This is a genomic window from Candidatus Zixiibacteriota bacterium, assembly GCA_036480375.1.
Taxonomy (GTDB): domain Bacteria; phylum Zixibacteria; class MSB-5A5; order GN15; family JAAZOE01; genus JAZGGI01.
In genome coordinates, this window is the sequence record JAZGGI010000050.1 from 19,197 (window position 1) to 40,450 (window position 21,254).

The 21,254-nt window shown below is 43.4% G+C and carries 16 protein-coding genes; 9 read left to right on the top strand and 7 right to left on the bottom strand.

Going from position 1 to position 21,254, the window contains the following annotated elements; all coding sequences use genetic code 11:
• Positions 1 to 6: 6 nt before the first annotated feature.
• From V3V99_14850 to V3V99_14870, 5 genes are read right to left on the bottom strand one after another with little or no spacing between them, the layout of a single operon-like run.
• The gene (locus V3V99_14850; protein MEE9443940.1) at positions 7 to 1,695 is read right to left on the bottom strand and encodes a response regulator; all 1,689 of its coding nucleotides are present in this window, start codon (positions 1,693 to 1,695) and stop codon (positions 7 to 9) included.
• Positions 1,688 to 2,098, bottom strand: coding sequence for a response regulator (locus V3V99_14855; protein ID MEE9443941.1), 411 nt, complete (start codon positions 2,096 to 2,098; stop codon positions 1,688 to 1,690). The genes V3V99_14850 and V3V99_14855 overlap by 8 nt, the downstream gene beginning before the upstream one ends.
• Before the next feature lie 2 nt (positions 2,099 to 2,100).
• Positions 2,101 to 2,463 carry a response regulator gene (locus V3V99_14860; GenBank protein ID MEE9443942.1) on the bottom strand — a complete coding sequence of 121 codons (363 nt, stop codon included), beginning with the start codon at positions 2,461 to 2,463 and terminating at the stop codon, positions 2,101 to 2,103.
• Positions 2,464 to 2,468: 5 nt separating this feature from the next.
• Positions 2,469 to 4,130 (bottom strand): ATP-binding protein, encoded by a 1,662-nt coding sequence (locus V3V99_14865; protein MEE9443943.1) that lies wholly within the window; start codon positions 4,128 to 4,130, stop codon positions 2,469 to 2,471.
• Positions 4,127 to 5,122, bottom strand: a complete 996-nt coding sequence (locus V3V99_14870; GenBank protein MEE9443944.1) for an ABC transporter substrate-binding protein — start codon at positions 5,120 to 5,122, stop codon at positions 4,127 to 4,129. Before V3V99_14870 ends, V3V99_14865 begins: the two co-directional genes overlap by 4 nt.
• Positions 5,123 to 5,485: 363 nt before the next feature.
• On the opposite strand from V3V99_14870, the gene V3V99_14875 reads away from it, so the two are divergent.
• The 4 genes from V3V99_14875 to V3V99_14890 all read left to right on the top strand — a co-directional run bounded on the left by V3V99_14875 (position 5,486) and on the right by V3V99_14890 (position 12,868).
• Positions 5,486 to 8,149, top strand: coding sequence for a TonB-dependent receptor (locus V3V99_14875; GenBank protein ID MEE9443945.1), 2,664 nt, complete (start codon positions 5,486 to 5,488; stop codon positions 8,147 to 8,149).
• A 24-nt stretch (positions 8,150 to 8,173) separates the two neighbouring features.
• Positions 8,174 to 10,828, top strand: coding sequence for a hypothetical protein (locus V3V99_14880; GenBank protein ID MEE9443946.1), 2,655 nt, complete (start codon positions 8,174 to 8,176; stop codon positions 10,826 to 10,828).
• An 18-nt stretch (positions 10,829 to 10,846) separates the two neighbouring features.
• Positions 10,847 to 11,842 (top strand): PorV/PorQ family protein, encoded by a 996-nt coding sequence (locus V3V99_14885; GenBank protein ID MEE9443947.1) that lies wholly within the window; start codon positions 10,847 to 10,849, stop codon positions 11,840 to 11,842.
• A gap of 261 nt (positions 11,843 to 12,103) precedes the next feature.
• Positions 12,104 to 12,868 carry a flagellin gene (locus tag V3V99_14890; protein ID MEE9443948.1) on the top strand — a complete coding sequence of 255 codons (765 nt, stop codon included), beginning with the start codon at positions 12,104 to 12,106 and terminating at the stop codon, positions 12,866 to 12,868.
• 100 nt (positions 12,869 to 12,968) lie between these two features.
• On the opposite strand, the gene rpmB is transcribed toward V3V99_14890, so the two are convergent.
• Positions 12,969 to 13,172, bottom strand: coding sequence for a 50S ribosomal protein L28 (rpmB, locus tag V3V99_14895; GenBank protein MEE9443949.1), 204 nt, complete (start codon positions 13,170 to 13,172; stop codon positions 12,969 to 12,971).
• Between the two features lie 214 nt (positions 13,173 to 13,386).
• Here rpmB and V3V99_14900 point away from each other — a divergent pair, with 214 nt between their 5' ends.
• Positions 13,387 to 14,388 (top strand): GTPase, encoded by a 1,002-nt coding sequence (locus V3V99_14900; protein MEE9443950.1) that lies wholly within the window; start codon positions 13,387 to 13,389, stop codon positions 14,386 to 14,388.
• An 837-nt stretch (positions 14,389 to 15,225) separates the two neighbouring features.
• On the opposite strand, the gene V3V99_14905 is transcribed toward V3V99_14900, so the two are convergent.
• Positions 15,226 to 16,503: a hypothetical protein gene (locus tag V3V99_14905; GenBank protein MEE9443951.1), complete on the bottom strand. Its 1,278-nt coding sequence runs from the start codon at positions 16,501 to 16,503 to the stop codon at positions 15,226 to 15,228.
• Between the two features lie 471 nt (positions 16,504 to 16,974).
• On the opposite strand from V3V99_14905, the gene V3V99_14910 reads away from it, so the two are divergent.
• The 4 genes from V3V99_14910 to V3V99_14925 all read left to right on the top strand — a co-directional run bounded on the left by V3V99_14910 (position 16,975) and on the right by V3V99_14925 (position 21,213).
• Positions 16,975 to 18,120: a saccharopine dehydrogenase C-terminal domain-containing protein gene (locus V3V99_14910; protein MEE9443952.1), complete on the top strand. Its 1,146-nt coding sequence runs from the start codon at positions 16,975 to 16,977 to the stop codon at positions 18,118 to 18,120.
• A 5-nt stretch (positions 18,121 to 18,125) separates the two neighbouring features.
• The gene (locus V3V99_14915; GenBank protein ID MEE9443953.1) at positions 18,126 to 18,635 is read left to right on the top strand and encodes a DUF6144 family protein; all 510 of its coding nucleotides are present in this window, start codon (positions 18,126 to 18,128) and stop codon (positions 18,633 to 18,635) included.
• A gap of 136 nt (positions 18,636 to 18,771) precedes the next feature.
• Positions 18,772 to 19,671 carry a radical SAM protein gene (locus V3V99_14920; GenBank protein ID MEE9443954.1) on the top strand — a complete coding sequence of 300 codons (900 nt, stop codon included), beginning with the start codon at positions 18,772 to 18,774 and terminating at the stop codon, positions 19,669 to 19,671.
• Positions 19,672 to 19,932: 261 nt separating this feature from the next.
• Entirely contained in the window at positions 19,933 to 21,213 is a 1,281-nt protein-coding gene (locus V3V99_14925) for a DUF1961 family protein (GenBank protein ID MEE9443955.1), read from the top strand.
• The last annotated feature ends 41 nt before the right edge of the window (positions 21,214 to 21,254 follow it).

The following is a 21,254-nucleotide window of genomic DNA, read 5'->3' on the forward strand; positions in this document are numbered from 1 at the left end:
AATAATTTATTTTGCGGTCGCAGTTTCTTTGTATGTAATTTCCCGATTGACAGGTAAAGATATTATAAAATTAGTACCCTGTCCCTGGATTGACTCCACCCTGATTGAACCTTTATGCTTATCAATTATCCCCTTGCACACAACCAACCCGATTCCATGACCCGAATCCTTTGTCGTGAATTTTTCCTTAAATAATTTATCAATCCGATCTTTGGGAATTCCGCAACCATGGTCCTTAATCGATATTTGGATTAAATCATCATTCGGTTGAGTCGCTGTAATATCAATCCTTTTTATCTCTGATTCTGACGAAGCATCGGCCGCGTTATTAAGAAAATTATAAAGAACCTGTTCCAAAAGACTCGCATCTATTTCGGCTTCGAGGACATCAGAATCGGCGCTGATTTCTATATCACATTCCCTGAATTTTTTCTGAGGGCGCAGGAAATCTACAATTCTATTCAATAAAGGGATGATATCAGTTACCTTAAAGACCGCCGATTTGCCGGAAGAATGATCCATGAGATTTTTGGTGAACTGACTGATTTTGTCAAGATGATCGTTTATTGACTCGGTAAATCTTTCCACTCCCTCAGTAATGCCCTTTTGGAGACGAACATCCATTAGTTGAAAATTGGCCATTACGACCCCGAGATAGTTATTCAGTTCATGACCGATCTCGGCAGACATTTGACCGCGGGTAGCCATTTTTTCCATTTGAATCGTCTGATCCTGCAAATATTCAAGATGCTTATAAGCTTCCCGGGACTCATCCAACAGCTGAAAATTCTCAAGCGATATGGCTAGCTGGCTGGCGATAAAATTGAGCAGCTGTGTGTCGGCGCCTTCGGTTTTCTCTCCCGTTCCGTGATTAAATAAAGTAAGATATCCCAGGATTTTCCCACCGCGGTATAAGGGGACCAAAGTCGCTCCGCCGGTTGCAAAATATTTTTGAGGTAAGAAAATATCTTGATTGTTTTGGAATATTTTCGTGTCTCGTAAGGGATAATTCTCCGACGAATTGAGGTGAAGAGGCTCAGTAAATTGTTGAATAGTCTTGATATCTTCATCGGAACACTCGAAATCGACCGCTTCGGTGACGCCAACCTGATTGCCTTCCTGGGGCATAACCGTGATTTGGTTGCGTTTGCTATTAATATAGATTGCCATTCCGGCTATAGCTTTGCTTTGCACCATCGCGAATGACAGTGATAGACCAAGCAATGATGCCAAATCACCGGAGGTGTACATTTGCCTGGATAAATCAGCGATCTTATTTAGCTCTTTGGATAATGCCGCCGAAGCGTCAGATTTCTTTTTCCCGACTGCCCGAGACATCGCCTGACGAATCTCAGATAATTCAAAAGGCTTCATTATATAATCATAGGCGCCTTCCTTAATAGCCTGCTTCGCGGTATCAAGATTCGCGTAACCAGTCATGAAAATGACGCCCACGGTAGGATTAATAAGTCGAATCTCACGAGCCAATTCAATTCCGTTCATTTCCGGCATACGGATATCGGTAAGCAAAAAGTCAAATTGCTGATTTTTCGTCAGCTTAATTGCTTCAGACGGCCTGAGAGTTGTCGTTATTTCGTAGCCTTCATCGGTCAAAGTATCCTCGACGAGACTGAGGACAATGTGTTCGTCGTCGACAACGAGTACGCTGGCGATTATATTGGCATAATCACTCAATTGGAACCTTTCCTCCTGGGCAAATTTGGGAAATTACCTGCCTTAACTCATCCAGATCGAACGGCTTTTGCAGACAACACAAAGCTCCTTCCACGGTTGCGCTGGCGGCTAATTTATCGGGAAAACTGTCGGTCAGGACAACCTTTGAATGAGGCTTGATAACCATGAGTTCCCGAACCACTTCCAATCCATTTTTGCGAGGCATATGCACGTCAGAAATAATTAGGTCGTAATCCTGATCGACGGCTTGATTCAAACCGATCTCTCCGTTTTCCGCTGTATCAACCCGGTATCCGTCATCGGATAAAATATCTAAAAGAAGATTTCTCATTATCGGCGAATCATCGATAACAAGAATTCTCAAGTCGTTAGTACCCGATGAATTTTCTTTTTGCCGACCCATAATCAACCTTCGAGACACCTTCTCACTTCGTCACGTAATTGGACGATAGTAAAGGGTTTTGACAAAAAGCCAATGGCCCCCAATCGAACACATTCATTGGCGATATTCAATGATGTATATCCCGTTATTACTATTACCGGCAAATCTGTATTATACTCCTTCGCGAACCTTATGACTTCCTCACCACCCTTGTTGGGCATTTTGATGTCGGTTATAATTAGATCAGGATTGATAGAAGGTATTTTATCAATTGCGTCCTGTCCATCGAAAGCCTGATCAATATTATAATCCTCAAGCACTTCAGCGACAAAATCACGAATTATGGCTTCATCGTCTACGACAAGAATTCGAGCCGCATTATTCATTGGAGTTAGCTTTCTTTAACGTCTTTTTTCAAGTCGCTATTATTTTTATCGGGTATCGGCGGTTTTTTCTCAAGCGGTAGAATTATGGTGAATGTTGTCCCGCAATCTTCAATCGAATCAACTTTTATCTCTCCGCCGTGCTCGCGAATTATTCCATAACTTACCGATAAACCTAAGCCGGTTCCCTGTCCGATGGACTTTGTCGTGAAGAACGGCTCAAATATGTTTTTCTGTATTTCGGCCGGGATACCGACTCCATCATCGGCAAAACTTATTTCTACCGCTCCTGAAAACTCTCCCAGGCTGGGTGAGTGACGAGTAGTAATCAAAAGGTTACCTCCATTTTCCATAGCATGGAGGGCGTTAATGATAATATTTGTAAATACCTGCTGAAGCATTCCGGTATTACCCATGACAGTAGGAATATTGTCAGGCAGGTCGGTTACCAGATTTATTTTATGCATCGAAAGTTGATGCTCAATAAGGGTGATAGTCTCTAACAAAGTATTATTAATATCAGCCTCGGATTTTTCGAATTTTGAGGCTGACCGTGAAAACTTCAGTAGATTCTGAACGATTGTTTTACAGCGCCTGGTCTGGGTTTCAATATCTCGTAAGTGTTTCTTATACGAATTAAAATCCTTTTCGGTAACCTCAGAAAAAGGCTTACGATTCATTTTTTCCAAAGTATATTGACTGTAACCCAGAATTCCCCCCAGAGGATTATTTAATTCGTGCGCCACGCCGGCCGAAAGCTGACCAACGGCGGCCATTTTTTCGGTTTGGATGAGATGAGATTGAGCCTCTTCCAGTTCACGCGTTCTTTCTATTATTTTTTCTTCCAAAGTGCGGTTATATTCTTCAATTTCCTGTCGGGATTCTTTTAGCGACTCGACCATAACATCAAATGAGATCGCCAATTGACCGATCTCATCAAACCGCTTGATTTCCGTCCTGAGCGATAAATCACCCTGGGCGATTTTTTCCGCAGCCGCAGCTAACTGTTCGATCGGTTTAGTAATTAAATTAACAAACCCAAACGTAAGAAGTATCGTCGCCGAAATTACCAGAAGAATAATTATGATTGCGCCGCGCACATGATTGTCCGCCTCGGCCATTGTATTAGAAACGGATACTCCCAGACGAACATTACCGATTACCTCGGTAATTACATGACCCCGGGATTTGCCAATAGTACCCAGGGTTTCGCGCGAAACAATGCTGCGAGTTGTTACTACCGGATGACATAATTCGTAATAATAATCTTCACCGCTCTCATGAAATAATTTCCTGACCGCCATTGAATCTTCTTGAATTATAATGGGAAGATCGGCAGGTATCTCGATATCCATTTTTGATTTCTGGGCTAATATGTCGCCGTTTAGATTTTGCACGACAATATAGGTAATATCCTGTTCCTGGACGGTAGCGTCTATAAGCTCCATTAGAACCATTTCATTTTCAATAAATGTACCATATTCACAGTTAGCGGCCAGAACAGCAATAAGGGCTGAACCCTTATCGATCAATCCCTCTTCGGCCGATTGAATCTGAGTCGAAATTAAATAATAAGATACCGAAAATCCGCTGGCGATAATCAGAAGCGAAATAGTCAGGATAAATTTCAACCGCAGCGTGAGGTTTTTGAATTTGCCCAGGAGACTCATTTTATGACCTCCTTGGCAATCGCCAGCAATTCTTCAGGAATCTGAAGACTGATTAACTTGGCGGTTTTTTCGTTATACTTGAAATATATTACGCCTGCGCCCGGTGTTGAAACCGGAATTTTTGAAGGATGTTTTCCCTCCAATACCTTAACCGCTGTTTCACCCGTTTGACGCCCAATATCCTTAAAATCGAAATCTAATGTAAACAGACCACCCGCCTCAACCAGTGCCCGAGAAAATCCCATTAGCGGAATTCTATGACGCAACGTCTGGAGAATAATATGCTGTGTAGATTGTTGCGTAAATATTTTTTGATCGGCAACTGTCCAAAAGGCATCAACAACAGCGCACAATGAATCTAAAGTTCTGGGTATCTCCCGCTCTGATTCTATTCTTAAAGCCACTAACTCAATCCCCAGTTGCTTGGCCGCAATCTGTGCCGGACGTATCAAGTTCTCGGTTTCATCCGAGTAAATAACTCCCATCGTTTTAATCCGTCCGACAACTTTTTGGAAATACTTGAATTGTATATCGGGCGGAACATCCAGAGCGGCGCCGCTTATATTCCCTCCAGGGCGATTCATAGATGAGATGAATCCCGAGGCCGCGGGATTCATAACTGTTGCGAATATAATGGGCTTATTGGGAAAAAATCTCGATGTCATCAAAGTCGCGAATGATCCGATGGTAATTAATAGATCCGGATCAAACGAACTGATTTCATTCATTAATGTCGCATCTGCGGATTGTTCTCCAGTAAGAATAGCGTTTTTATATAAGATTTCAAAGTCTGAACGGTCCAGAGGTTTTTTTAACCCTCTAATAGTTCTTTGAGTGGAAGGATCATCGTCAATGCAGATAATGGCGATTTTTTTTGCCTTGGATGCAGAGATCGAATCTGTGTAAATCCCCGGCAAAAAAAGAATCAATATTACAAAAAGAGCTGCCGGTCCAACGGTAAATTGCTTTATTCCCCGGACAATTAAATGCATATCCGCCTATTATTTTTTTCGTCAAGATGCTAATCTATTGTGTTCCTGCCGGATGAATCTAATGGCATACAGATGTGATACCGGCTGCACCATACTATTTCCAGTATCGGACGCCTTCTAAAAATCTTAACCGGAGCAAGCCCGGATTAAATAATCCGATTATACGAATAAATATAATTAAAAATATATTTATAAAGAGGACCGATTAGATCGAAAATAAAAAAATGTCTAAGAGCTTTCTCTAAAGGAAAGAACAGGATTTCCGATACCTTATTAAGACATATATATCTAAAAGCGTACTGAAAAATGTCCAATTATGAATACTTCCTTTCGAAGTATTCATGCAAAACGAAGGAGTCGGGCTTGTTGGCGTTAAACAAAGCGGCCAGGCTAATCATCCTGTTAAGTTTTCTTATCCTGCTATGCGTCTCTAACGCATTGGGGAGCACTACAGGGAAGATTGCCGGAATAGTTGCTAATGCAGAAACGGGGGAAGAATTAAAAGGGGCTACTATCCGAGTTCAGGGAACTCGGATAGCGACAATGACTGACCCGGATGGGGAGTTTTATATCATCAATCTGCCGGTTGGTGTTTATACGTTGGATATTTCGATACTCGGCTATGAATCCGCGATTGTCCAGCAAGTCAGAGTTCTAATGGATCTGACTACGCCGGTTGAAATTAATCTGAATATCAGTCCGGTTGATTTAAATAAGTCAGTGACTGTTTATGCCAAACGTCCACTAATACAGCGCGATAAAACTTCATCCGGGGCGATTGTCACTCGCGATGATATCATGGTTCTGGCCGACGCCAGAAACGTCAGCAGTATCATCTCAAATATGAGTGGGGCGGTTGTCGGCGGCGACAACGCAATTCATGTTCGAGGAGGACGCTGGGGAACCCTATCGTATTTCTTTGACGGATTCTCGATTCAGGATCCTTTTTACTCTACAATGGGAATGAGAATAGTCCCCGATGCCCTGGAAGAACTTTCCTTGACTTCAGGCGGCCTGGCCCCCGAATACGGGGAAGCCCTGGCGGGTGTGGTTAATGCCATTACTCGTGAAGGGACTGATGAATTTCGAGGGCGCCTAAAAATCTTTGACGGAGCTTCACACCGATACGATGTTTATACGGGTGATTTCAGTGGTTTGGAACGAATAAACAATCACAGCATCTCCCTTGATTTATCAGGACCTATTGGCAACTTTGGCGGGCGCACCGCGACATTTTTTACAGCCCTGGAATATGAACGCGACGACGGATATCTGCCTCATAATCGATACAAATCATATTCCGGCGTTGGCAAAATCGTCGCTTATCCAACCGACAAAACAAAATTGACTTTTAATGGCGCCTATTATACTTCAAATGAACAAAGGTACGATCACCGAGATAACAATCTCATGTCCTATGATTTCAATCTCGACGGTTCCGGTAAATACGAGGATAAATCATATCTGTTCGGGATTAAATTTGACTATAACAAATCAAGCAATACGGTGTACTCATTCAAAGCCAATAAATTCCGGACTGAACGCAAACTGGCTCCTGAACATCTCTTTGATCTATACTGGAAAGATTGGCCGGGATACCGCGAAGATGAAAACGGAGATTATAACGGCACTATTCAGGATTCAAACTACGTTCGTTCTCCGGAATACTATTACTGGGGTTACACCACCGGCGACGATTTTTTCCCGGTTTACAAGGAACGCTGGTCAGCCTATTCGGGTGCCAGTTTCTCGTTGCTGTCGCAACTTGATAAATTCCATCAATTGAAATTCGGCTGGGATTTGCGTCATTATGAACTCCATTGGGATAGTCGCCAGTTTTTCAATGCCATGCCTTACGGCGAAACATATACCGCATTTCCCTGGATCGGAGCCGCCTACCTTCAGGATAAAATCGAACTTAATGACTTGATTGTTAACATTGGCATGAGGTTTGATTATCTTAATTCCGATGCAAAATACTGGAACGACCCGATTGAACACGATTTCAAGAAGAACGCAAAAGCCAAATATCAAGTCTCACCACGACTGGGTATTTCACATCCGGTCAGCGAAAATTCGGTTCTCCATTTCAATTACGGCTACCTGTTCCAGCCTCCTCAGGGCGTGATAATGTACACCAACCTGAAAGGCGAACTGGATAGCGGATTTCCGCTTTTCGGTAATCCCGATTTAAAGGCTGAAAAAAGTATTTATTACGAACTGGGCTTGGCTCAATTATTAAATGAAAACATCAGAATGCAGGTGACAACTTACTATAAAGATATTAGCAATATGGTCGGCGCGCGGGAAGTCGTTGACGGCATAAATAATTATACCGTCTATACCAATTCCGATTACGGCTCAACTAAAGGGGTTGATCTAATTTTGGAGACAACCAATCAGAAATTATTTAATTGGTCTCTAAATTACTCCTACATGATCGCCCGTGGTAACGCTTCCGATCCTAATGATTGGTATTACAATTATTACACAATCCCCAATGTGGATGATAGACTCGAAATTCCAACTCGCGAATATCCGCTGGCGTATGATCAACGACACAGTCTGTCGGCTGTTATCGATTTCCGAGTTCCCAGATTTGAAAAACTGCGAGTATTGGGTAAAGAATTGCCGTCCGCCTGGGGAATTAATCTGCTGGCGCGTTATGGGTCAGGATTGGCTTATACAAGAACCGATAAAAACGGGCGACCGGTTGGATCACTCAACGATGAAAGACTTTCCTCAACCATCAGATTTGATTCCCGTTTTAATAAAGATTTCTTTCTGACCGACAACAATGACAGCTATTTGACCCTGTATGTCGAAGTCGTCAATATGTTCAACAGAAAAAACGTTCGACGAGTTTATACTTCAACTGGAAAACCGGATGACGATGGTTATGAAGTTCTGAATGTATTGAGTGCGACTTATGAGGAGGAAGTGCTTTATCATAGCCTTTTGGAAAGAGATCCCCAGAACTACGAGCCGCCGAGACAATTACGGTTTGGCTTGGAGATTAATTTTTAATGGATGAAACTAACGAGGATAAAAATGAGAATTGACGTTAAAATAATCGGCTTTTTTGCTTTGCTACTTATGAGCGTTTTCGCTGTTTCCGCTCATCCGGCTCAGCAATCCCCCCAATGGCCATTGCCCAGCGTCACGGATCAAATCATCCATAATCAGGGGAATATCGGACTGGCTATTGTAAATTTCGGTTTTATGGGTGATTACTATTATTCCGGAGTGCCCTCGGGAAGATGGCCCGCTAACAGCACTCACGATTATCTGGCTGAGATGGTGTTTTGGGTTGGCGGAATTAATGCCTCAGGTGACACGCTCCTGGCCAATACCAGCGATGATTTTAATCCGATTTTGAACATCGCTTCGGGAAATAATGATTATCGAATAATGGTATCTAACGATACCACAACATATAACTATGATGGGAACGATACCACCGGAGCGGGAATAGGTTTTCCCGCCTATGGTTGGAGAATCTGGGATATTACTTCGCAGCAATGGGATTACAATCAGGTTTACAGCAGCCTCTCTTCAAGTTTCCAGCCCGGCGGTCCCGTCTCGGTCCAGGAATCAATTTGCCGTTACGGCGATGATGCTTCCTCCGGCACCCCCGTTATGGGTCTCGAAATAACACAAACGGTGAGGCAATGGAATTATAAGCATATCGGCGATATGATAATAATCACTTTGGAAATCACCAACGCCAGCACCGAAGATTATCATGATGTCGCTTTCGGACTTTATTGCGATTTCGATATTGGCGGACCGGATCCCAATACGGGCGAAAACGGACGACTGGGCGATCTGGTCAATCACGATGCCAATCTGGATTTGGCGTGGACATACGATGAAGACGGCTATGATCCCGGATGGGGTCCCGGAGTCCGCACCGGATTTATGGGAACGACGTTTCTCTCTACTCCGGGCGATGTCGGAATGACTTCCTTTAGCACCGGACAGTGGGAACTTTTACCGACGTCGGATAGAGCACGGTTCGAATTGATTGACGGCACTGATTTTGCGACATCTCTTCCGCCCACCGACCAATATTATGTACAGGCAATTCGAGGTATGGACTTGGCAGCTGGCGAAACTATTACAATTGATTTTGCTCTTGTGGTTGGTTCCAGTGAAGATAGATTAAAAACTATCGTCGATGATGCCAAAACATTATATGCAAATAGTTATATAGCTACTCGGCCTCCGGATCCTTCAAATGTGAGTGGAATTAGCCTGGACAATAAAATTAATATCTCTTGGGATGATATTGCCGAAAATTCAATTGAACCTTCTACGGGCTCAACTGATTTTCGCGGTTATAAAGTTTTTCGCTCAAACGATTTTGGCGAAACCTGGGGATTTATAGCTGGGTATGATGATGATATAACAAATCCCGATTATACTCCACTGGCAAGGTATGAGAGAGATGTTCTTGGCCGTATCTCACATACATATATAGATTCAAATTTAACAAATGGCATGGAATATTGGTACGCTGTTGTTCCATACGACAGTACGAATCTGGAAGTTGGCTACACATCTCAAAGACCAGAAACTGCGATACATGTCATTCGAGGAATTCCTCGTGATGATGCCCTGGGATATTTATCTCCCCAAACATCATTAGAACACAGCTTTAGTGGCGATTGGCGAAATGATGAAGATGCAGTCTCACTCTTTGTTATTGATGAATCAGCTATAACAGGCGATGATTATCAAATTACTATCAATGAGGATTGCCTGGATATAACCTGGAACTTAATCAATACATCTACCGGAGATACCGTCCTTGCTGACCAAACGCAAACATCAGGACTACCAAATACTTACTCTATAGTTGATGGTATGCAAATAGTCGTATCTGCACCCACTATAGATGAACACTATATCCCGGAAATAGCGGCACAAACGGAATTCTCATCTGCCGGAGTTGAAACCTTTTTACCGAACTTTGTAGAAAAAGTTTTTCCCGAAGATAATTGCTTCGAGCATTTCCGATATGATATTGAAATTCGATTCACCGCAAATGGCTCATTTGGTTATGATTATGGATCGCATGCCTGGTATGGAATTGAAGTACAGGTTGCTTTGCCCTTTGAAGTCTGGGATATTACAAATGACGTTCAGCTTGATGTATGGATCTTTGATTTCATGGAAGACGGAGAGTGGACTGTTGATTATGACTGGATGATTTTAACCGATTATCCTTACGATAATGGAACTCTTCAACTTGAAGCTCTGCCTGATTATTTCACATGGTTGATTGAATTAAATGAGAACAGTGTCCCTGCAAACGGCGATGTTTATTATATTCGTAGTGTGCCTGTTGTTTCTGCTGAGGATGAGTTCTCATTCTCATCACTGAAGATCGAAACTGGTCAAGTCACCGCCAATCTCGATAAAATTCATACCGTGCCCAACCCTTATATCGGCTACGCCGAATGGGAAACCGGGCGCGGCACTCGAAAAATGCAATTTGTTAGTCTCCCTGATATCTGTACTATTCGAATATATACTCTATCCGGGGAATTGATTAACACTTTGGAGCACACCGACGGTTCCGGAGCCGAAGACTGGAATATGCTCAGCGAATCGGGACGGAGTATCGCCGCCGGAATTTATCTATATAATGTGGAAAGTCAATATGGCGATTTCAATGGAAAATTCGCCGTTGTCAAATAAAACGCCTGGGAGAGAGATATGAAAAAGGTAGTCATACAAATCGCTGTCCTTTTAATTCTGCTGGGCGGCACGTGTCAGGCCGATGATTTTAGCAAAGTCGGATCGGTCGGCGCGCAATTTCTAAAAATTGGAGTCGGCTCCCGTTATCAGGGATTAGGTGAGGCATCCGTAGCAATCGTTAATGATGCTTATAGCCTTTACTGGAATCCGGCGGGTCTGGCTTACATTGAGGGTAGCAGCCTGACCTTCACCAATGTCAACTGGGTGACCGATATTAATCTCAATTACATTGCTTTTGGAACTCGGATTGAAGACTTCGGAACTCTGGGTATATCAGCGGCATTACTGTCAATGGGAGATATGGATGTTACGACTATTGATGAACCCGATGGCACAGGAGATATGTTCTCCGCTTCCAGCTTTGCTCTCACTATCGGTTATGCTCGATTTTTAACGACTCGCCTGACATTTGGAGCTTCATTCAAGTACATATATGAAAAAATTTATACCGAGACAGCCGGTGGAATTGCCTTTGACTTTGGTACTCAGCTTCATACTGGATATAAAACGTTGCGGATTGGAATGAACATCTCCAATCTGGGACCCGATATGGAATTTTCCGGACCAAATCTGAAAGCTCCGATTGAAACTCAATCGCCTACTTCCAGAAACGGTGAAGTCGCGGTAGATTCATACGACATCCCGTTGACATTCAGATTGGGTTTGGCTTACGATTTAATTAACGATCCCGATAATATTCTCACCATGACCGTCGAAGCAAAACACCCCAACGATTTAGAACAACAGGCTTCGCTGGGAGGTGAATACAATTATCAGGATCAGTATTTCCTGCGGGCAGGTTACAAATTCAATTACAGCGAGCAGGGTCTCACCCTGGGTGGCGGCCTCAATGCACCAATAGGCAAAAACAGTACGCTCGTTGCCGACTATGCCTGGTCTGATTTCGGCAGATTTGATTCTGTACACCGCTTCTCAATTGGTTTCAAATTCTAATAAAGTTTAAATACGCTTAGATATATCTAAAAAATCCTGTCTTCTCGGCAGGATTTTTTTATGCTTTTTCCGCTCTTAAGGCAATAGGTCATAAATCATCTTCTATGGTGAAAATCCCACATTTTTCCCAATTTTCGACCTATATTTTACCTCATCACTATCAGACGACATCTTATATCTTATGAATTGGCAGTGCCTTATCAGTTTGCGATGGCCGCGGGCAGGGTATTTGCACTTTTATTGGCAACCAAAGGAGTCACTATGACTATTAGAATTAACGATGACAGGATCGGTAGCGGACTGGCTATTAATATCGGAAAATCGTATGCTGGTTTGAACAAAACAATGGAGAAGTTGACTTCGGGTTTGCGCATCAATCGAGCTTCTGATGATCCGGCGGGACTTGTGATTTCCGAAAATTTGCGTTCCAAAATTGGGTCTTTAAATCAGGAAATCGAAAACACAACTCTGGCAATCAGGAAGTATGAAACGGCCGATGCCAATATCGGTGAATTGCGCAGTAATCTCAACGAATTAAGAGCTCAGGCGGTGGGAGCGGCTAATTCAGGGTTTAACTCGCAAGCGATGGATGACGCCTATCAAGCGACAGCCGACAATATGACATCGACATATAATCATATTGTTGATACCGCCAGTTTCAATGGCTCAAAAATCTTCGGAGCCGGAGAAAATTCAATGGCCGATGTTTCCAAATTGGAAAATATCGATTTTTCAACTCCGGAAAAAGTTCAGCAATCGATTGGCCAGATTGATAAGGCATTATCCGAGCTTGACGCGGCGCAAGGTCAAAACGGCGCGCATCAAAAATATGGATTGGAGGCTCACCGCTCGAATCTGGAAGTAACTGTACAGAACTTGCAGGCGTCGGAATCTATGATTCGTGACACCGATTATCTTGCCGAAATATCAAATCTGCTCCGGGACAAGATAACGCTAAAAGCCGGAATGGCGCTTTTGGCGCATTCCAATGTGATGAGCTCATCGGTCCTGAAATTGATGGAATAATCGCACAGCCGTAAATAGGATTTACGTATTCATTCATTAAGAAAACCGCCGTCTCACTAACGCGAGGCGGCGGTTCTTATTGACAGGGGGGTTGGTGCTTTTATGATTTCTTCTTAACGTTCTTGGTTACTTTTCCCGCCTTGAGACAGGATGTACATACTTTCATTTTTTTCGGAACGCCGTCAACTTTGGCGCGCACGGTCTGGAGATTAGGGTTCCAGCGCCGTTTGGTACGATTCTGAGCATGAGAGACCGAATTGCCGACTCCCGGCTTCTTTCCACATATTTCACAAACTTTCGACATCAGTTAACTACCTTTCTAAGCGTCGAGTGCCTTATTTTATACTTAAATCCAAAATTGTCAAGCGAATTTTATAAATTTATTACCTATATCTTTATCGGTCTCGCGGCCGTATCCCGCACAGTTTTTGTTACAACAATTCATCTTCAAAATGTTCGTTCGTATTGACGGGGGGGCAGAATATCGCTATTTTAAGGCAGGAGGAGGAAACGTTGCCATGCCGGCCAATCTGCCGCCGCAATATTACGAACTGGAACGGGTCTATAAAGCCGAACGCGATCCCCGGGAAAAATTGCGCCTGGCCCAGGAGCTTCTGGCTATGATGCCCAAACATAAGGGCACCGATAAGCTTCAGGCCGAATTGAAAACCAAAATTTCCAAGCTCAAAAAACAAATAATTTCCGGCGGAGTCAAAAGCGGCGCCGCCAAATCGGCGTCTCTTGATCATATTGACAAAGAGGGCGCGGGTCAGGTTGTCCTGATTGGTCCTCCGAACTCCGGTAAATCCTCGCTGGTGGACGCCCTGACCAATGCCAATCCGATGATCGCCGATTACCCCTATACAACCCGGGAACCGATGGCCGGGATGATGCTGTTTGAGACTATTCAGATTCAACTGGTCGATACGCCTCCGATTTCCCCAGATATGTTTGAAGCCTGGATGCTTGGAATTATCCGTAACGCTGACTTGATTTGCCTCGTGGCCGGGGTTGGCGATGATGGCTTTGAAACGCGGATGCAATACGTGTTCGATAAGCTCAAAGAGCGACGGGTTATCCTGATTCATACCATTCCCAACCCGGAAGATATTGACGATCCCAGCCTGGCGTATAAACGAACGATTATCGCGGCCCATAAGATATATGACGAAGGGGGAGAGAAGCGTTTCAGCAGGTTCTCTGAGCTCTATCCCGGGTTTACCGTCGTCGGGACCTCGATTCTCGATGATGAAACGCTGGAGAGATTCAAAAGGACGGTGTTTGAGAATCTGAATATTATGCGCATTTATACCAAAACGATAGGACATGAGCCTGATTTCTCCGACCCCATTATCGTCCCTCTCGGTTCGACAGTCGAAAATGCGGCTTTGATGCTTCATAAAGATTTTGCCCACAAATTACAATTTGCCAAAATCTGGGGTTCCGGCAAATACGACGGCCAGCGTGTCCAGAAATCTTACGTCCTTCAGGACAAAGATATCATCGAGTTTCATATTTAGCAAAGTTGTCCACAGGCGGAAGCCTGTTTTTTGGCTGTCGGGGATATCATCCCTTTTCGGCTGTCGCGGTGGCAACGCCACTTTTTGGCTGTCGCGTAGATGACCTACTGTCGGTTCACCGCTTCGCTAAGGAACCGACGGAACAGTGAGCAAATTCCAAAATGGGTTTGTTTCCTCAGATTAACGTTTTGGGTCATATCAAATCGGTGGTGATTACGACAGGCATAAGGGGATGTAATCCCTTTTTGGCTGTCGCGGTGGCAACGCCACTTTTTGGCTGTCGCGCGCCATATTCTAATTTTTCCTATGTAGCAGGCCATTTGTATTTCTCTTCCAAATTCTCATTGTCATACCAGCGAAAGCTGGTATCCATGCAGCGTTTGAAGAAAATGCGAAATTTGTCAATAGATGATTTGTCTGTATAGATTCCCGATTCGCTTCGCCCATTAGGGGCTCCGCTCTCGAGAATGACAAATATAGAATTATTTTGTATGGGCCGGATTTCCCGACCCGAAAGATATTGCGCCAATGTAATCGCGGGCGCGGAAACCGCGCCACTACTTTCAATGTCTGTCTGTCATTCCAAATACGGGAATCTGGAAGAGTTATCCACATTTGCATTTTACAAAATTCCTTGTAATGATAAACAACAGTTAAGCTTGCAACGAATTGGGTTCGTTTTGTCCTTTTTAGTACTTCGTAAAAGACTATTTCCCCTTTTAATTATCGCTCTGCTGTAGAAATATTTCATCCTATAAACACGGATGTTTTCGGAAATAGCGGTGGGATTGTGGAGTAATTGTAAATGCTCCATGCGGGAATCCACCCGTTCCCGTTTCACGGGGACAATGGGCCACCAGTCTTAGTCTGCAAAATCTTCTTTATATATTCTTTCGACCAATTTCCAAACACAACGGGTCTCCACTCCTGTCCAATCTTCGATCCTATGTCTGTTAAGTATACAATTCCAGCGCCCGCAACAGATCCCAAAGCTGCGCCCCCTGGCCCGCCTACGCTATTACTAATTATTGCGCCTGCTATTGAGCCACCCAAAATGCCGAAAATGTTGAGGCTTTTTCTACCGAATTTCAGCAATCCCGATTCCTTCGACAACTCATGATGATAGGCGATGATGGCATTTCTGTCTTTTTCACCTTCCATTTGTAGCCAATCACGAAATCTGACGGCCTTTTTACGTATTTTGAGTATTTCCTTAATTCCTATCTGTTCATTATTGACCATAGACCTAATATCTGGGAATTCTACCTCGGCAATTAATTGATTTATTACATCCTTAGGTTTTAAGTACTTATAATTTACCTCGTACAACTTGTTACCGACTAAAGAAGACATCGGCTTTCCAAGATATAGATCACAGTTTAATTCCGATGCAGACTGTATTAATCGATTGCAGACACCGAGTCCAGCCAATGGTATTCCATTATGGAAATTCAGATTATCTCCAAGCGCATCCGCTATCTTCGCAAAATTCACATTCCAAGTTATAATCTTTTTCCCAGACTTTTGCTTTACTGTGACTGAGACATCAAGGGGCTTTCCCCAACCCAGGATTGGGTATACTTCGTCCAAAAAAGTCTGAAGAAGATTAGCAAGTCTAAGTTCATCGTCAAAATCGGCTTTTGCATTTTCGACCGCATGACCATAATCTGACGCCTTTGCCTCAATGACTCCATTTTCCAGAGCATCATGGAGCCCCTGAATATCTGCCGGTGAATCGAAGCAAGCTCGAACATCCTCATGTTCCAAGAATCTTTGACCGAATGTGTTCGGTTCTTGCTGGAGTTCATCCTGGACATTTACAAGAATATAGCTTCCAGAGTGATTAACCGGGGCAGTAGCAAAAGAATATTCATAGACGCTTATGATATTTTCTTTCATGAGTTGGAGTAATTCCTGATACATCCCTTGTTTAATAAACCACTTGAGAATCTCCGCAAATTGAGGCTGATTGGAAACATTTAAGTATATTCGATCATAGTATATTAGTGCTTCGGCCATTAAGCCAATATCAATTGAAATCCCCTTATATCTTACTTCTGGAGAAGAATAACACCACGATTCTATCGGTACAATAGCCTTTGAATGATCAGACATAATAATTAAATCTCCTAATAATGTACTTTACATTCACCTACCCCTAAAACCGGGTGCCTCACAGCAGGGTCCCCCACATCTTCAGATGTGGAATAAGAATTATCACTTCTCAAATCAGAATTATCTAAATGTTCTGCCTAATTGCCCTCGTTGTGAATTCGCACAATCGGGTTCATAATACCAAATTTATATGATAATGGCAATCAGTTTATTGATTTATGGATTAATGCGGCAGGAACCCTGCAGGCTCTTTCCCTACGGTTCTGGAATGAGAGCGAATTGCTGGAGCACGGGACGAACACAAGCCACGAAGAGGTTTATTCGTAAGAATAAGCAGTTGTTTTAGAATCTAAATAGGATTGCGGGTCTGCATGCTCGATTCTAAAATTCAATGCCTCTTGTCAAAACAGCATATTTATTGTAGATTCTCTGATTGTCTGAAGCATCATAGAATTTTGAAAGGATTGAACTATGAAGATTGCTGTTGTCGGGGCGGGATTGATGGGACGAGCGGCAGTTTATGACTTGGCGCGAAATAATGATGTCGTAAAAATCGGACTGTTTGATATTGATTTGAAAGTAGCCAAAGCCGTCGCGAAGAAATATGGCGGCAAAAAAACAATTGTTAAGAAACTCGATGCTGGTGATTTGAAAACTGCCTTCTGGCAGTTCAAAGAATATGACGCGGTGATATCGGCAGTGACATATAAATATAATCCCGGTTTGGCCAGTGCGGCGATTAGGGCTAAAGCTCATTTCTTCGATCTGGGCGGGAATAATACGATTGTAGATCAGGAATTCAAATTGCATGCTCAGGCTAAAAAAGCGGGAGTGGTCGTGATTCCCGATTGCGGGTTGGCACCGGGGATGGTGTCGGTGATCGCGGCGGGGGATTTGGCCAAATTTGACAAGCCGGAATCATTGCATATCAGAGTAGGGGGACTGCCTCAAAAGCCTCGTCCGCCTCTTGATTATCAAATGCTGTTTTCGGCTGAAGGATTGATTAACGAATATTATGAGCCGGTGGTAGCGATTCGAAGCGGGAAAAAAGTAAAACTTGCTCCGATGACCGAAATTGAACCGCTGTCGTTTCGGGGGATAGGCAAACTGGAAGCGTTTACGACTTCGGGAGGAACATCGACGCTTCCGAAGACGTACGGTAAACTTCTCAAAAATCTCGATTACAAAACTATCCGTTATCCGGGACATTGTGAAAAATTCAAAGCGATGATGGCTATCGGTCTGGATAGTTGGGATAAAATAGAGGTTGACGGCGTTAAAGTCGCGCCCCGTTCAGTATTCAAAGCGGTATTGGATAAAAATCTGAGTTTTGGAGAGCCTGACCTGACATTGGTGCGGGTGATGACCGAAGGGAAAATCAAAGGCAAGAAGCGCAAATATATCTCTGAGATAATAGATAAAGAGGATAAGAAGACCGGATTGACGGCGATGATGCGGTGTACGTCGTTTCCGGTGACGATTATCGCGTGGATGGCCTGCGCCGGGCATATTGCCAAACGAGGTGTGATACCTCAGGAATTGGCGGTTGATCCGGCGATATTCAGAAAAGAACTGGGCAAACGGGGAATAAAATTAACGAGCCGGTGGGGGAAGTAGGTGATATGAGTAATGATAATCAAGGCAATAAGGGGATGCCCCGTTCGGAAACGAGAATAAAATTCGCCGAGGAATGGGTCAAGCAGTTTTTTGATATTTTGGACAATTCACTGGATGAAGAAACTCGGAATAAGGTCATTATGGCCAAGGGTAAGGCCTGCTATCGGAACTGGATAAAGAAATCGGGCCAGAAGATCAAAAGAAAAACCCTGGAAGAATATAAAACCTGGGTCGAAGAGAACGTGACCAATGATTCGGTTCGAATAGAGGGGAATACGATTTATTTTCAATATATGTCGGCGGCCGAGACGGGATTACCATCTGATGAAGGTCAATGTCTTTGTCCGTTTGTTGAGACATTGCCCGAAGGTTTATCGGATTCTTATTGCTTGTGTTCGGTGGGTTATGTGAAGGAATGGCATGAATTATTATTGGGAAAAGAAGTCGAGGTTGAGCTTTTGGAGTCGGTTCTTCGCGGCGGTAAACGATGTAAATTCAAGATTACGGTTTTATGAGCGGGTTGGAATCTCACAGCAAGCTGTTGAGCACCCGGGCATGGGGGAAAGTGTTTTGATTCTATAAAAGGGATGACGCGAATTGATTTGTGAATATATTTAACAGATACGCAAAGATAATATAGGAATACAATCAATGCTTAAAGGAATTCACTTTCTCCTTACGTACACCTGTAATTATGAATGCGATCACTGTTTTTTATATTGTGGGCCACACGCCGAGGGAACTTTTACGTCCTGTCAGATAAACGAGGTGCTTGACGAAGCAAAGAATCTTGGCACGGTGGAGTGGATTTACTTCGAAGGCGGTGAGCCGTTTCTTTATTACCCTCTTTTAGTCGAAGGACTTCGATTGGCTGGTGAAGCTGGCTTTAAAAAAGGCGTCGTTACTAATTGTTACTGGGCAACAAATACCGATGATGCCGAGCTATGGCTAAAGCCACTTTTGGAAAACGGAATTGAGACTTTAAATTTGAGTGATGACGCTTTTCATTATGGAGAAGAAAAAGATAATTCCGCCAAAAAAGCCGCCGAAGCTGCTTCAAAATTAGGATTGCAACCCACTCCAATTTGCATTGAAAAACCGTCCATAAAGCCGCCCGCTGAAGGCAAAGGAGAGCCGGTAATTGGAGGCGGTGCGCTTTTTAAGGGTCGTGCGGTTGAAAAACTGACCAATGGTTTACCGACCAAACCACCCGGCGAATTTCGGGAGTGTACTCGTGAAGAACTTATCGAGCCTAAACGCGTTCACGTGGATTCTTTTGGAAATGTCCATGTATGTCAGGGATTGAGTATTGGTAATATGTGGGAGAAGCCTCTTTCGGCAATAATTAGAGAGTATGACGCCGCGGCGCATCCGATTTGTGGGCCATTGAGCAAGGGTGGCCCGGCGGAACTCGCCCAGGCCCACGGCATAACTATCGAAGGTGAATTTGTGGATGAGTGTCATTATTGTTACCTTGTTCGAAGAAAGCTAATCGATAAGTTCCCGGAATTCCTGGCCCCGCGTCAGGTTTACGGTTTCACTGAGGAATAAGATTTGTGCCTCACACATTGGAAGAGTACGGATATTGGCTGAAGCCCGTTGCAGGCTCCATCCCGAGACTCCCCATATTAAACGGAATACCAAACCCAAAAAAATATACGAAAGTTCAATAAGGGCATCAATTGGGATTTTATTGTCTGGGCCTTGCTTTGATACGATTATGCTTGACATTACATGACAGATTCTTCATTTTTTTTACCCATAATGGAAATAGCTAATAGGTAAATTGCATTTATTTTAAAGGAGGGACATTTGATCAAACGAATAATAATTGATTTAGTTATATGTGCACAGGTTTTGATTTGCCTGATTAGTTGTACCGGAGAAAATCAGGATTTTGAGATTACTCCGATCAAAAATCAAGCTACTATTAGTTTCGTAGTAGAGACTGACAAGCCCTATTATAACGGTTACTCAGATTCTCTCGTAAAACAAGTATTACTTACTCTGCCGGGTTTGGGGAAATGTGTCTTCATAAGACGTTATTCAGATGTGAGGATTCAATTTATGTGGGACAGTACTCAGTCTCATCGTGGTTTTCAATTAACGCCAGAAGAGTTGCCCGGTCCGGATAAATATTCGATTGTTCTTACCTGGGATGCTGATGCCGGAATATCAAATGGATATTTTCAGGGTATCGATTTCCGTACAGAGGATTCTCTCAATTACACCCCTTGGGAAATTCTGAATGAAGCGACCCGAGTGGAATTGGGCGAAGGGCCATTGCGGGTGACCGATGTGACTGTAATACCAAGGTACTCGACAGCAGCCGAAGTCAGCAATTTATTGCAGAAAGATTTAATTGGTTCCGAGATAAATGTTTTGTGGCAGAAGGAGTTTTCCGCTCCCATGGAGGTTGAGTCTCGCAAAGGGAAATTAGTTTATACTTCGGAGAATGATAAAGGCGGAGGAATCGAGGCTTGGATTGTAGAAGGTCCGGGAATTATAGATACAGAAGATGATGTCATTTATGTTCGCTCCAAAATACCTGATCCTCCCGATCCTTCGACTGGACATTTCAATTTCTGGTGCCGGGAAGATATGCCGCAGAGCTTCGTTGCCGAATGGGAATTTAAACCGGTATCAGAATATGGATTGGCCGGAGTTTTCTTTTCAGCAACAGGAGAAAATGGAGAAGATATTTTTGATCCGGCACTTCCGGTTCGAGACGGGCATTATCCCCAATACCACTCGGGAGCGATAGCGAGTTATTTTTTATTTTATTATACTAATCGAAAGGTAAATCGAACAACCGACTATTCGACTTCATGGTTGCTCAAAGCGAATAATATCTCAAGTTTGGGCAAGGGGGAAATGGGTATCCATCCGAGAAGAAATGAGTTTTCAAAAGTATGTCTCATAAAAGATAATAATCGCATCCAATTTTCGGTAAATGGTCGGGTTACATTGGACTTTACAGATCCCGGTAATGAACGATGGGGCCCTGTATTGAACGGGGGTAAAATAGGATTCAGGCAAATGGCTAGAACGGTAGCGGCATATCGCAAATTTAAGGTGTGGGAATTAAAATAAATATGACTATGGTAATCCTATTGGAAGGCGGAATATCCTCG